This is a genomic window from Halorubrum sp. Atlit-8R, assembly GCF_003666025.1.
Classification (GTDB): domain Archaea; phylum Halobacteriota; class Halobacteria; order Halobacteriales; family Haloferacaceae; genus Halorubrum; species Halorubrum salinarum.
In genome coordinates, this window is record NZ_QPLV01000002.1 from 41,951 (window position 1) to 54,482 (window position 12,532).

Sequence of the window (12,532 nt, forward strand, 5' to 3'; positions counted from 1 at the left end):
ACGTACTTCAGGGTCGCACAGAGTGTTCCAGATGGTTCCGGATGGGCCAATACCGATGACGTAACGCGATTAGACGAGTTCCGGATGCTGTTCCGGAGCCTGAAAGCGATTGGATTCTAGTCGTACGATCGCTGGACGACGACGTTCCCGTTGTCGTCGCGCACAGTCACGACATCTCCGCCGTTGTTCCACACCGGCGCGTCTTGCCCCCAGTACAACTCGGTATCTGAGTCCGACCCATCACCGGTGTAGATAGTTACAGAGTCACCGGCACCTAGCGTGAATGAGTCGAAAGTGTACACGTGATTCGCGTCGTCCTCAAGGGTATATCCGTCCATATTTACGCTGTTGCTGCCGGTGTTCTCAAGGACAATATACTCATCATCGAGGTTATCAAACTCATCTCCTGCCGCGTCTTCGTGAATTTCTGCGATTTCTATGGAAACCGACCCTGAACTGCTGTCTGAGTCGCTCGAACTGCCAGAGTCAGACTCGCTAGTATCGGTGTAATCCCACACGCCAACATCGTTGCTTCTCGCCTCCATCTCAGCCGCGTCGTACTCCGCCCGCTGCGTGAACTGGCTGTCGTACATCCGCGCGTAGCCGTTCTCAAGAAGCCGCATGTTGAACGATTTCGAGGTACTCTCGGACTGCGACGCGTACACTAACAACCGGTCGAACGAGCCGCGCCGGTCGGACTCCTCGTCGACCTCGATATGGATTTCCTGACCGCCTAAGCGTTCCTCAGCGTACGATGTTGCCTGTCCTCCCCAGTCAGCAAGGTGCTCCCGCCCGTGTTCGTTCTCCGATATACCTGGCCACTCTGCCGGGTCAGTCGAACCAGTAGATGTTTCGGGCGTGTCCACGCCGAGCAGCCGGATCGTGTCAGTGCTCCCATCCGGCATCCGTACGTCCATCGTATCACCGTCTACAACGTCGATCACCGTGACTGTCCATTCAGTCGGCGTCCCAGTATCGCTAGTCCCGTCTGTGTCACTCCCAGTATCTCCTCCAGCAGAACTACCCGTATCGTCTGTCCCACTCGTTCCGTCGGAACCAGTTGAATCGTCAGAACTACTCGACTCGTCGGTTGTTTCCGGTGATTCCGTCGTTTCGGGCGATTCTGTAGATTCAGGAGTGTCAGTGATTTCTGGAGATGGCGAACTGTCGGCAGGAGTGTCTGCCGGGGGGACAATGGCAGCCCCCGCGACGACCGTCATTAAAACGATCACAGCAACAGCAACCCCAGGTACCTTCTCGATATCGAACGGAGATTTCTCCACAAGCGTTGTAGCGACGATGTTACGGGTCGGTAACAGTAGTAACCCGGCTAAGATCCACAAAACACCACCAAGAACACCACGCAGGCCGTCGGCGAACGAGCTGAGTCCAGCAAGTATGAGGATAGCGCCGATCACCCACATGACCCACGCGCTTTTGCTAGCCATTACTCTCAGGAAATAAGTCAGCGGATTTGAATGTTTGTGAAATCACAGGAATGTCATGCTCTCTGTTATAATCTAATCAGCGACCAACGGATTAGACCGCACCAGTTATGGCTGCGTACAGGAGCACAGCGACCGCGACGACGACCACAATCTCTGTCAAGTTCTCCTTAACCAGTATTTTCAGGCCAGCTAGTCGCGGCGTATCGGTATCTCTCCGCTTCCCGCGGCGCCTGACTGCTTTCTCTGCCCCGACCGCAACACCGCCGACAGCTGCTCCGACATAGGAGATAGCGATCAGTTCCCAGAGAATCGAGATGATGGCTGCGCTGCCTGCTATCAAAATGAATCCAAGCGCGAGGATAGTCCCGATCGACGCGACGCCAATAATCGGGATACCGCGGGTGAAAGTATCGAGGAACGAGGAGCCCAGCCAAGCAGCGCCTGCGATCACAGCCCCGATAAGTAGCAACGAGGAGAGTTCTGGTTGAATGTCAGTGAGGACAATCGCCAGCAACGCTATTAGAAAGTACGCTGATCCGGCAGTAAGAGCGTTCGAAGCTGCGGTTTTGATGCTACGAGTGGATTTCTGATAACTCGTGTACGCACCCGCGATGACCGTTGCGAGGATCGGAATTGCTCTTACAAAACTAGGCTCTTCCGTCGCCAAGAGCGGGCTCGAAACACCGACTGAAGACTGGGTGTTGTACGCAGCTGAGAGCGGAATTCCGTGGTTGGTGAGGAAGTACCACAGCGTTGATTTCCACCGTGGAACGTTGTTAATCTCGCCTTCCTCGATGAGAATTATTGAAACTGCCCACCCGGCCGCAAATACAACTCCTGCGGAGAACAGGGCGTAGTACTCCGTTTTCGGTCCAGTGTTTTGTACTCGCATCGTACTGGTTATCGAAAGTAACTCTCCGGCCTGTGAAAAAATCTGTCAATCAACACTTTCCGCACAGGTGTTGAATTCGTTGAAGCGCCCCCTAAGACTGTGCTAAACGAGTGATTCCAGTGGGTTCTGAGAGACTGTAGAGTTTCTTTCCGCCCCGGCTCTCCGTCTCGACGAGGTCGTAGTGCTCCAGCTTCGCCAAGTGTGCGTCACGGAAGTACCGCAGACTAACCGGGTCGTCGTGGCGCTCGGAGTACTGCTCGTGAAGCTCCCGCTGGATCAGCGGTCCATCCTCCTGAAGTACGTCGACGACGACGCGCTGGTGATCGTTGAGCTTCGAGTACGTCTTCCTGGCGATTTCGCGTTCGGCCTCGGACATCGAGTCCTCGACGAGCCGCTTCGGGATGTTCGACAGACCCTCGCTGCTCGCCTTCCGCGCCGCGGCCCGGAGCGTCGTGATCCCCATGCGAGCGTCGCCGTCTGCGAGCCGCGCGATCCTCTGGAACACCTCCTCGCTCGCGGCGTTCGGTCCGAGTCCTTCACGAGCCCGTCGCTCCAGTATCTCCGCGATCGTGTCCTCACCGTACCGATCAAACCGAACCCGGTAGCCGACCGAGACGCGAGAGCGAACGCGCTCGTCGAGGTCGGCGAGCAGATCGACCTCGTCGTTCGCGATGCCGATCCACGAGAGCCCGCGGAACTCGTGGAGGTCGTAGAGCAACTCCGTCTCGCGCAGCTGGTCGACCTCGTCGAGGATGACGACACCGGGCCCGTTGAAGTCCCGGTGGACGCGGTCGAGGAGCGTCGACGTTGAGGCGGAGCGTGGGACTGCGGCACCGACAAGGTCGCGGGAGAGCCGTTCAAGCACCGCGTTTCTGGTGTAGTCTCGCCAGCAGTTCACGTAGGCGTGCGGGACGTCGAGGACCTCGCGGCGGAGCTCGCGAACGGCGGCCCTCGCGACGGTCGTCTTCCCGGCGCCGGAGGGGCCGAAGAGAAAACAATTCTCGGCGCGCTGGCCGTCCTCGATCGGCGCGAGAGCGTCGGTCACCTCGTTCATGTGGCGATTCCGACCGACGATCGGGTCTGGAAGGTGGTCGTCTTCGAAAACTGCTCCGTCGCTTATCACGTCTCACCCGGAGACAGTACCGGGATTTAAGCGAAACCCTCGGTGTTCCGGATGGTTCCGGATGGGTGCGACCAAAGTTGTCGACTGTAATATTTATTTAAATCGCGTACAAGTTTGGCCTATGCCGATTGAAAAAGACTCTGACGAGTGGGCAGAAGGGAATATTCCGGTGCGAAGAGAGCAATTGGTCATCGATTTCTTGAGTAGCCACCCAACTAAGGCCTTCACTCTACGTGAGCTCGCAAACGAACTTGGAATAGCAGACTGGGACGCAGCAGCACGATATGAGCGTGACCGGGAACAAATGGACCCTAAGAAGTTTGAGGACAAATACCCGCGTGATGAGTTCCACCCGACCGAGATAACGGAATCCGATCCGACTCGGGAAATGTACCATTCGCTTCGGAGGTTGGATGAGATGGATCTAGTAAAAATCCGAGAGGTGAGTCCTAAAGCGTTTGATGAGGGCATTTTCATCCCACAATCTCAGAATGATGAGGTTGTTACGGCTGTCGCATATTCCGCGGATCAGGAATAGACCATGACTGACGTCCCGGAACTGGCGGAGAGTCGGCCGACGGACTAAAGTGACGACAGATATTCCTATGCTTAATGACAGTTGGAGTTGCTGCGATAGCGGAATCAGAGAGCGAGACACCTCGGGTCGTTCTAGCCGCGGACCAACTGGTCACGACGAGACAGCAGTCTGCGATTGAACATGAACACCCTCAAACAAAGGTCGAAGAAGTCGCTCAACTTGCGCCAACCGTCAACGCGCTGGGAATCGTCTCTGGTTCGGTGAGTCTTGGCGAGGAGCTGTTAAATTCGATTGATGATGTCCTCTCGAACCACTTTCGTCAGGAGGAACCGAATCCAGTAGGTGCGGAATCGCTTGCGAAGGTAGCCGGCGAAGAGTACAGATACCTCGTTCAGCAGAAGGTCCAAAGCCACGTGCTATCGAAGTACGGTTTTGAGCTAGAGGATCTGAAGAAGCAGCACCAGTTTAAAGACGATTTCTTTGAGGGGATGATGGCGGAAGTGAATCAGGTTCAGCAAACGATCCACAGTAACCTGACTCTCCTACTAGGTGCCGCGGACCGCTCAGGAGCATATGTCTTTGAGGTATCCGGTGGCGACGTGACTGGCCATAACAAGCTGGGGTACGCATCGATTGGAAGCGGACAGCAGCCGGCGGAGTCTCAATTCATACAAAGTGGCATCACGCCGGAGGAAGATCTTCAAGACACACTTATCACGGTCACCGGAGCCATTTTGCGGGCAAAGCAGGCCAGTGGAGTCGGGGGAGATATGGATTTAGGTGTTGTTAGCAGTACTAGCGTTGATATTGCGCCCAACAATTTAATTAGTCAGCTACAAGATATACAGTCGCGGATAGAGCGAGAACAGAGAGAAGTCAAAGAGGAAGTCCTAGAAGAAAACGCGGTGACGTGGAACCCAGGGCAATGAAAAGACCAAACGACGCTGACGGTGGCGTGCTAAACAGCTACGGGAGAACTCAGCAGTGGCAGAAGGAGCCTTCCGACGAAGAGATGGAAGAGCTACTAGAGGAGCTGGTAGGCGACACCGAAATCGAGATCGAGGAGAGAGAGTCCCCGCTTGAAATCGAGGAAGGGAACAGAGAACTGGATCTGGAACCGGACTCGAAACGGGAGTCCGTTCTGGATTCTGCCTGAATTATTTCACAGACCTGTATTCCTTTCAGACGGTGCGGAGTGGCGAGAAACAGATCGTTCCCGACCAACTGGCAAGTAGACCGCTAGTTTTACACGGAGACTGTCCAGGAATCGGTGAAGTGTCGGACGCTCAGACAGGGCGAGAAACAGGTCGTTCTCGCTCAACTGGCGACTAGGTCTCTGTCTTATATACGACCAGATGTGATACTCCCAACTTGAATATCTCTCATTGATAAAATAAGATCATGCTCTGGAATGCGCTGACAATTACAGCAGCGCTGGTTGGTGGTGTTGGTGCGGTAATGTTCGGGCAGATACTTAGCCTGTACCGAAGGGACATGGACACAATTCGGCAGTTACGATCTCACATGATGTACATCCAGGTGATGAAGGATAGTAGCAGACCTGTTCCTGATGAAAAGAACGCATTAGAATCGTCTAGAAATGCTGTTGAGGACATATTCAGAGAGAATGCTTGGATTCTCGAAGAAGGAAATCCGCGGTCGATGAATCTCATCAACGCGATCGAAGCAACTCGAATCGGGTTCAGAGACGGATCTTCGAAAGATGAGTGGGAGGTGCTAGAGGAGGAGTGTAAGGAGATAGATGGTGAAATGGCTCATGTCACTCTACGAGGTGCTATCTACCGATACTTCGGTAGGAAGAGACCATACCCGAATCACGGTTCTGTAGAAGGGAATTAGACTAATGAATTGTGTCTAGGAAGTGATGGAGATCCGGACGGCCAGACATGGCGAGAAGCACATCCTTCTCGCCCAACTGGCGAAGAGGGTCTCAGTTTTAATATAGGTATACATGCGGGCAGTAACATGGCGAACGTAGTCGCCTAAATGAGGGCTTCCAGCCGCCAGTAGGAAAGGCGACACGGAGCGCGAGAGTCTACTTGACTGCGGTCTCATGACGGCGATAGGCACCAGCTTGGCGGCACTTTTATGTAGTACCGCACAAAGATTGCTACTGTACAGTAGCAAACTATGAAGACAAGACTACTTAACCGGGACACGCCGAGAAAACTGGCGAATAGAGTGCGTGATAACCTGGGCAAAAGGGTTAATACCCTGTCAGAGATACGAAGTCGACATGAGTTGCCATTCAACGGTGGCAAAGGTGGTCGTATGATCGACGGGACTGCTCTCGATGGGTTCCCGGAGTACATCGCAAAACAGGAGGCCGTCCTGATCGGGACCGTCGAGAACGGACAACTGGAGAGCGATGCTGCCTACTATGTCCACTCACGCGGTGAAATTGCTCTCGGAGAGTATGATCAGTCCGAGGACCGGTTTATCCCGAAACAGACTGTCGAGTTAGGTTCGAGTGTAATGAGTGACACCGTCCGAGCACTCCTCGAGTCGGGTGTGGAGGTCACCCTGTCTCCAATCGGAGAAGCACTCAGCGATGCCGTTCGACTCTCAGAAGATGATTTGCTTGGGAAAAAACAGGCTCACGTGTATGCGCTGCGTGAGATCCACGGGTACAGCCGTGGTGAAACAGCAACTATCCTCAACGTCAGCCCAAGTACTGTCGATACACAGTTGTACAATGCCCGCGACCGGAAGAACTCCGCCGAGTCGTTCGTTGATACGCTCGATCAGATCGTCTCCGACATGAATTGAACACACCCCACTGTCAATGTACACACTGGACCGCGACCTTGAGGAGCACATCACAGAACTGTCAGACGGGTTTCTCCGGCTTGGCGATCGGGATACCCCGTTCACGCTCCAAGGTGGTGGTGACAAGCGGATCGAAGCAGCACAGTTCCACCAGACGCGAGATGCGGACATCCAAGAACGAGACGAGCTCCGGAATGAGCCCGTAACACGCAACCTAGACAAGTGGAAAGACAATCCGCGGAAATACGACTTCCCACACGTTGACACGATCCGCCACGAGAAACTCAAGCAGCGTGCTACTGAAGCTGAAGAGCTTGTCAAAACCGTTGATCTGATCTCTAAGGTCCGAACTGGGGTCAAGTTCAACACTGACGGGTTGTACGGTCAATACCTCCCAGGGCCGGAAGTTATTGAGATTGGCCAGGACACGTTCGATTTCCTGGGCTATCGAACCGGTCCAGTACTTGCTCATGAGGTTGGGCACGTGCTCTACGACGCTGTTACACCTGACGCGGGTCACGAGGAGAACCCGCCAATATTCGAAACAGATCAACAGCAAGCCGAAGCAAGGCGTATTAGTGAGCGACTTCACGGACCAATTCCAGAATCAGACATCGACGGGATCTCCAGTTCCCGTATGAGCGAATCGGAGTTGTTCGCGGAGGTGTTCACCTCACTTGTTATTGAGGGTGAAGCCGCAGGTAGAGTTGCGCCGAATGCGAGCAAGCGCGTTCGTGACACTCTCGTCGATCACTTTGAGTTGCGCATCCGCTTGCTGTTCGACGGTTAGCAAAGGAAGTAAGCGCTTCCTGTAGCTCGTTACTCTTCTCGCAGCTCAGTCTCAGTCCGATCGTCCGTTTCCTCAACGTCTTCGTCGGGGACTGTCAAGTTAATATCCCCAGACCCATTATGAATGACAGACAAGCCTTCACTCGCACGAATAGACCTGGTTTCTGGTGCGTCGGTGAGTGCGTCATAAATCGCCTGCGCAACCACTTTGCTTGCTACACCGACAACGAATGAAATGACGACTGTCTCGGGCCCGGTCAGGGTGTGGATTTCTCTGTAGTCGATTTTCTCATCAGTTTCGGATGCTACCTGATCAGCGAGAGACTCAATAACCGACTCCGCCTCGTGCTTTGACAAGGAATTCGCTTTGACTTCCCAGATGAGATATTCCTCTTGATCCATTTGGTTGGTTTCTGTTAGCAAGGTTATTATTACTATCGGGGGATTTCTGGATTATACTGGCTTCTGTAGTGATCGATATACTCCATAGGCTCTGTCCGAGAAGTGATGGAGAGCCGGACAGACATGGTGAGAAGCAAATCCTTTTCGCCCGACTGGCGATTAGTCCCTCAGTTTAAATAAAAGACTGAGTCGGTCAAACTCCCAGAGTCTGACAGAAAGAGGGTGCTGAATATAGAGCATCTGTTCAGCAGCCATTTACATCAATCAGTTAACTATTTCACCTCATCGGACGAACTTGTAGGTGATGAACCAAGCCACCTCTCTCCAGTCTCGACTGAGACTCTCTAATCGGTCATTAGCGGGTCTCGGTCTCGCCGCGTCGGGCTTTATTGGTTTCATGGGGATCATCACGGCAGAAGTTCTCTATCCGAACTATACGACTCGACAAGATATCAGCGACCTAGGCTCGACACGCCCACCTAACCCAGTCATACACGAACCCTCGGCGACGATCTTCAATTCCACAATGCTCTTGACAGGGTTGATCGTAATCTTCTCGGCATATCTACTCTACCGCGCGATGGACCGTCGCGGTTTCCCGATTACATTGGCTATCTTCGGAGTGGGTGCCTTCGGTGTCGGGGTCTTTCCGGGAAACGTGGCTCCATGGCATGGCCTATTTGCCCTCCTTACGTTCTTTATGGGCGGTATTACGGTCGTCTTCTCCACGCGGGTCGTTTCCCGGCCGTTCTCGTTCCTCTGTGGGGTCTTCGGTGGAGTCTCGCTTCTTATGCTCATTAGTGTGTTTTTCTTTGGACTGATCGTCGCTGGTCCACATCCGCTCGAATTCCTCGGGGCCGGCGGAATCGAGCGCTGGGTCGTCTATCCTCTTATCCTCTGGCTGCTTGCTTTTGGAGGATATCTATTGGCGGATTCGGACGCGGCGGGGGACTCCGCAGAGTAGGTGAGTTGTAACGGTCCTCCCCATCGGAGTTCGAGTGGGGCGTTCACAGTCATGGAGACAGATACGCACCCTGTATTCAGCAGCACGGCCGCTAAAATCCATCAACAAAGGAGTACTTCGTAGGCGCCTGTCCGGGAAGTGATGGAGAGTCAGATACGAGCGGCTCTTCTGCGAACCGATTAGAACAGGATGATCCCGCCGTCGTGAGCGAACACTAGGGTTCCGAAGAAGATCACAAACAACGCCGCTCAAACAAAACCGGAAGACGTGAGCTCCGCACGACCGCTGCTCACAGAGCTACCCCGCTCATCGAGTCGATGATGTTCTCCTCTGTCGGCGCCGCGAGGTAGGGCTCAATTGCGTCATAGGAACTCCAGCCACCGAGCGCCATCACGGTCCGCGGAGAGACGTGCTCCTCGACGAGCAGGTGGTTCGCCCAACATCGGCGGAGGTCGTGCGTACTCACGCGCTCGTAGTCTGAATCGCCGCTCTCCTCGGCAACACCGACGGCAGCTTTCTCGACCCAATTTTGAACGGTGCGCTTGGTCACATCCACGAGTACCTCGTTCCGCGCGATCTCCTCGGTCTGGACATAGCGGTTGATCGTCGCCTCGACGTCGACGGGGAGCCACGTTTCGCGCTGCTTCCCGTCGACGAACTCGCCGGTCGTGTCTTTCCCGCCGACGACTTCGAGCTCGTAGTGCCGACCGTCGGTCATCCGCGAGATGTGGCGGGGCTCGACGTCGAGGACCTCGCCGACACGGAGTCCGCAGTCGCCCATCAACCGAATCGCGATCTCATGCTGGAAGGACTCGGCGGCTCGGGGTAGTGACTCGTACTCCTCGCGGGACATCCAGACGTTCCAGGAGCCGTCGCGGTTTCGCTCTGTTCTCATTTCGTGCTTCTCCGCATGTCCATGAAATATGAAGGTTGCGACGGACGGAGTTTCGGGAGTGATCGGGGCGGATTCGGCGGCTATTCTTCGCGTTTGTATAGAAACGCGAAAAGCAAACTTTCGAAAAAGAGTGGTGGCTCTGTTTACATCCTCGATCGCGGACACGTTTCTAGGACCGTGCTGAATACAGAGAGAATATCCACCACCCGCGAATGAGTGGCGGCACGAAGGGGTAAGCACAGACAAATAACCGAGAGAGTATAGCAAGTAGGATTGGAATAATAAAAACTATATTTCACAAACCCTGCCGCCAAGTGTGCAGAACTTGCGAGTGATTCTACTGGTGGTGGTTGTGGTGACAGCAATTGTTGGAGCCTCAGGAACTGCCGCTGGAGCACAATCGGTAGGAGCAGAGTTCGAATACTCAGAAGGAGAAAAACTGTCTCCTGATTTTAGCGGTCATGAACCACTACAGACAGCAAGTGGAAACACCTGTGAGTTTCCGCTCAACATCACGGATGCGACAGGGACAGAAATCACGCTGGATGAACAGCCGGATCGGATCACGACAACAAGCCCGTCGGCAGCCCAAACACTCTGGGAGATTGGTGCGCAAGATCGGGTTGTCGGTGTAACCGAATTTGCTGGGTATTTGAATGGAACTGGCAGCAAAGCGAATGTCTCCGCAGAGTTCGGTGTCAGCGTGGAAAAGGTCGTTGCGACTGATCCCGACCTTGTGTTAGCACCTAACGCATCAGCTGGCCAAGTCGCAGATCTTCGTACGCAGAATCTCACAGTCTACCACTTCCCGGCCGCCACCGATATCGATGATATTGCGGCAAAAACAGAACGTACAGGCCGTCTTGTCGGAAACTGTGAGGCAGCAGCGGAGGTGAATAATGAGATGAATCAGACCGTAGAGAATGTTGAAAATCAGACCTCTGACCTTGACCGTCTCGATGCACTGTATCCACTTGGGGGAGGCTATGTCGCTGGTGACAATACCTTCATCAACGAAATTATGCAGATTGGTGGGACCACTAATGTCGCGGCGTCAGAGGCAGATGGATATCCACAGCTCTCGGATGAAGTCATCCTTAAAACAGACCCTGAGATCATACTTGTGACTGATACAGAGGGCGCAATTCTTGATAAAGAACCCTACGCCAGCACAACTGCTGGGGCTGATGATAACTATGTAGTTATGAATAAGAGTTATCTAAACCAGCCCGCGCCCCGGAGCGTGATTGAGTCAACAAAATCTCTCGCGGCTGCTGTTAAGGACCTACAAGCCGACAAAACAGAAGATACGGCCGATAGCAATGGTACATGTGGGTTCCCGCTTACTATAACAGACACGACAGGGACAGAAATCACGCTGGATGAACAGCCGGATCGGATCACGACAACAAACCCGTCGGCAGCCCAAACCCTCTGGGAGATTGGTGCGCAAGATCGGGTTGTCGGTGTAACAGAATTTGCTGGGTATTTGAATGGAACTGGCAGCAAAACGAATGTCTCCGCAGAGTTCGGTGTCAGCGTGGAAAAGGTCGTTGCGACTGATCCCGACCTTGTGTTAGCACCTAACGCATCAGCTGGTCAAGTCGCAGATCTTCGTACACAGAATCTCACAGTCTACCATTTCCCGGCCGCTACCGATATTGATGATATTGCGGCAAAAACAGAACGCACAGGCCGTCTTGTCGGGAACTGTGAGGCAGCAACAAAAATAAACAACGAGATGAATCAGACCGTAGAGAATGTTGAAAATCAGACCTCGGACCTTGACCGTCCCGATGCACTGTATCCACTTGGGGGAGGCTATGTCGCTGGTAACAATACCTTCATCAACGAAATTATGCAGATTGGTGGGACCACTAATGTCGCAGCGTCAGAGGCAGATGGATATCCACAGCTCTCGGATGAGGTAATCCTCCAAACCAACCCTGAATTGATGCTTGTGACAGACTCTGAGGCGTCGATCCTTGAGCGGCAGCCATATGCCAGCACAAGTGCGGGTGAAAACAATAATTACGTAGTGTTGAACAATAATTATCTCAATCAGCCTGCGCCTCGTAGCGTTATCGAATCAACAAAAACGCTCGCAAACGGTGTTGAAGATCTTCAATCAGAGGATGACAGAGACGATACAAGTGGAACAGATGGGTCCGGTGGCTCAAGCAGTAGTGACGAGAATGACAGGAATGATGAAAATGAGCAGGACGAAACGGCAGTAGGTGAAAGCGAAACAGCCGTCGATGAGAATGAAACGGTTGTGAATACGAACGAAACAGCCGTCGATGAGAATGAAACGGTTGTGAATACGAACGAAACAGCCGTAGATACGAACGAAACGGCTGTGAATGAGAACGAAACAACCGTGGAGGAAAATCAGACGGCCACCGACACACCGAGTAAAGAGAATACTACCTCAACAGAGCTCAATAGTACCTCTAACGAAGAGGATGATAGGACTGGGACATCCAATGATGTTGCTAATCAAGAGACCGAGCAAGACGCTGGACTGTCCAATACAACTGATGAGGGGACAGAGTCTGAGGTTCCTGGATTCGGAATTGTCGTAACCGTATTAGTGATTCTTGGCTTCGCCTACCTGTCGCCACGGGAATAGTGCGTTAGTTACCCACGAGTAAATGTGGGGTAGAAAATAATACATTCAGTGTAACATAG

The 12,532-nt window shown here is 53.4% G+C and carries 13 protein-coding genes; 8 read left to right on the forward strand and 5 right to left on the reverse strand.

Annotated elements, in window-relative coordinates; translation table 11 throughout:
- Positions 1-116: 116 nt before the first annotated feature.
- The 3 genes from DVK05_RS05950 to DVK05_RS05960 all read right to left on the reverse strand — a co-directional run bounded on the left by DVK05_RS05950 (position 117) and on the right by DVK05_RS05960 (position 3,415).
- Positions 117-1,448, reverse strand: a complete 1,332-nt coding sequence (locus DVK05_RS05950) for a lamin tail domain-containing protein (RefSeq protein ID WP_121562501.1) — start codon at positions 1,446-1,448, stop codon at positions 117-119.
- Between the two features lie 91 nt (positions 1,449-1,539).
- Positions 1,540-2,340: a hypothetical protein gene (locus DVK05_RS16825; RefSeq protein WP_147437732.1), complete on the reverse strand. Its 801-nt coding sequence runs from the start codon at positions 2,338-2,340 to the stop codon at positions 1,540-1,542.
- A 91-nt stretch (positions 2,341-2,431) separates the two neighbouring features.
- On the reverse strand, positions 2,432-3,415 hold the full coding sequence (locus DVK05_RS05960; protein WP_255409703.1) for a Cdc6/Cdc18 family protein: 984 nt from the start codon (positions 3,413-3,415) through the stop codon (positions 2,432-2,434).
- A gap of 169 nt (positions 3,416-3,584) precedes the next feature.
- Between DVK05_RS05960 and DVK05_RS16830 the strand changes: the two genes are divergently transcribed.
- From DVK05_RS16830 to DVK05_RS16845, 6 genes are all read left to right on the forward strand, one after another.
- Positions 3,585-4,001 (forward strand): hypothetical protein, encoded by a 417-nt coding sequence (locus DVK05_RS16830; protein ID WP_147437733.1) that lies wholly within the window; start codon positions 3,585-3,587, stop codon positions 3,999-4,001.
- A 74-nt stretch (positions 4,002-4,075) separates the two neighbouring features.
- Complete coding sequence (locus DVK05_RS16835; RefSeq protein ID WP_147437735.1) at positions 4,076-4,930, forward strand: hypothetical protein; 855 nt, start codon at positions 4,076-4,078, stop codon at positions 4,928-4,930.
- Entirely contained in the window at positions 4,927-5,157 is a 231-nt protein-coding gene (locus tag DVK05_RS05965; protein ID WP_147437737.1) for a hypothetical protein, read from the forward strand. The genes DVK05_RS16835 and DVK05_RS05965 overlap by 4 nt, the downstream gene beginning before the upstream one ends.
- A 245-nt stretch (positions 5,158-5,402) precedes the next feature.
- Positions 5,403-5,861, forward strand: a complete 459-nt coding sequence (locus DVK05_RS16840; RefSeq protein WP_121571330.1) for a hypothetical protein — start codon at positions 5,403-5,405, stop codon at positions 5,859-5,861.
- 432 nt (positions 5,862-6,293) lie between these two features.
- The gene (locus tag DVK05_RS05970; protein ID WP_158598851.1) at positions 6,294-6,791 is read left to right on the forward strand and encodes a sigma factor-like helix-turn-helix DNA-binding protein; all 498 of its coding nucleotides are present in this window, start codon (positions 6,294-6,296) and stop codon (positions 6,789-6,791) included.
- A gap of 16 nt (positions 6,792-6,807) precedes the next feature.
- Positions 6,808-7,581 carry a hypothetical protein gene (locus DVK05_RS16845; protein WP_147437738.1) on the forward strand — a complete coding sequence of 258 codons (774 nt, stop codon included), beginning with the start codon at positions 6,808-6,810 and terminating at the stop codon, positions 7,579-7,581.
- A 29-nt stretch (positions 7,582-7,610) separates the two neighbouring features.
- Here the strand turns inward: DVK05_RS16845 and DVK05_RS16850 are convergent, their stop codons facing one another.
- A complete protein-coding gene (locus DVK05_RS16850; RefSeq protein WP_147435697.1) occupies positions 7,611-7,982 on the reverse strand; it encodes a hypothetical protein in 372 nt (123 codons plus the stop codon).
- Positions 7,983-8,286: 304 nt separating this feature from the next.
- Here DVK05_RS16850 and DVK05_RS05980 point away from each other — a divergent pair, with 304 nt between their 5' ends.
- The gene (locus DVK05_RS05980) at positions 8,287-8,946 is read left to right on the forward strand and encodes a DUF998 domain-containing protein (RefSeq protein ID WP_121562507.1); all 660 of its coding nucleotides are present in this window, start codon (positions 8,287-8,289) and stop codon (positions 8,944-8,946) included.
- Between the two features lie 289 nt (positions 8,947-9,235).
- Here the strand turns inward: DVK05_RS05980 and DVK05_RS05985 are convergent, their stop codons facing one another.
- The gene (locus DVK05_RS05985) at positions 9,236-10,006 is read right to left on the reverse strand and encodes a site-specific integrase (RefSeq protein ID WP_233562163.1); all 771 of its coding nucleotides are present in this window, start codon (positions 10,004-10,006) and stop codon (positions 9,236-9,238) included.
- A gap of 151 nt (positions 10,007-10,157) precedes the next feature.
- Here DVK05_RS05985 and DVK05_RS17780 point away from each other — a divergent pair, with 151 nt between their 5' ends.
- Entirely contained in the window at positions 10,158-12,473 is a 2,316-nt protein-coding gene (locus DVK05_RS17780; RefSeq protein ID WP_121562953.1) for a PGF-CTERM-anchored ABC transporter substrate-binding protein, read from the forward strand.
- Positions 12,474-12,532 lie beyond the last annotated feature (59 nt).

Bases quoted from the DNA above. Each gene is read 5' to 3' on its own strand.
- DVK05_RS05970 (WP_158598851.1), top strand. From the start codon at position 6,294: ATGATCGACGGGACTGCTCTCGATGGGTTCCCGGAGTACATCGCAAAA.
- DVK05_RS05965 (WP_147437737.1), top strand. From the start codon at position 4,927: ATGAAAAGACCAAACGACGCTGACGGTGGCGTGCTAAACAGCTACGGG.
- DVK05_RS05980 (WP_121562507.1), top strand. From the start codon at position 8,287: ATGAACCAAGCCACCTCTCTCCAGTCTCGACTGAGACTCTCTAATCGG.
- DVK05_RS05950 (WP_121562501.1), bottom strand. From the start codon at position 1,448: ATGGCTAGCAAAAGCGCGTGGGTCATGTGGGTGATCGGCGCTATCCTC.
- DVK05_RS16840 (WP_121571330.1), top strand. From the start codon at position 5,403: ATGCTCTGGAATGCGCTGACAATTACAGCAGCGCTGGTTGGTGGTGTT.
- DVK05_RS16825 (WP_147437732.1), bottom strand. From the start codon at position 2,340: ATGCGAGTACAAAACACTGGACCGAAAACGGAGTACTACGCCCTGTTC.
- DVK05_RS16830 (WP_147437733.1), top strand. From the start codon at position 3,585: ATGCCGATTGAAAAAGACTCTGACGAGTGGGCAGAAGGGAATATTCCG.
- DVK05_RS16850 (WP_147435697.1), bottom strand. From the start codon at position 7,982: ATGGATCAAGAGGAATATCTCATCTGGGAAGTCAAAGCGAATTCCTTG.
- DVK05_RS16835 (WP_147437735.1), top strand. From the start codon at position 4,076: ATGACAGTTGGAGTTGCTGCGATAGCGGAATCAGAGAGCGAGACACCT.
- DVK05_RS16845 (WP_147437738.1), top strand. From the start codon at position 6,808: ATGTACACACTGGACCGCGACCTTGAGGAGCACATCACAGAACTGTCA.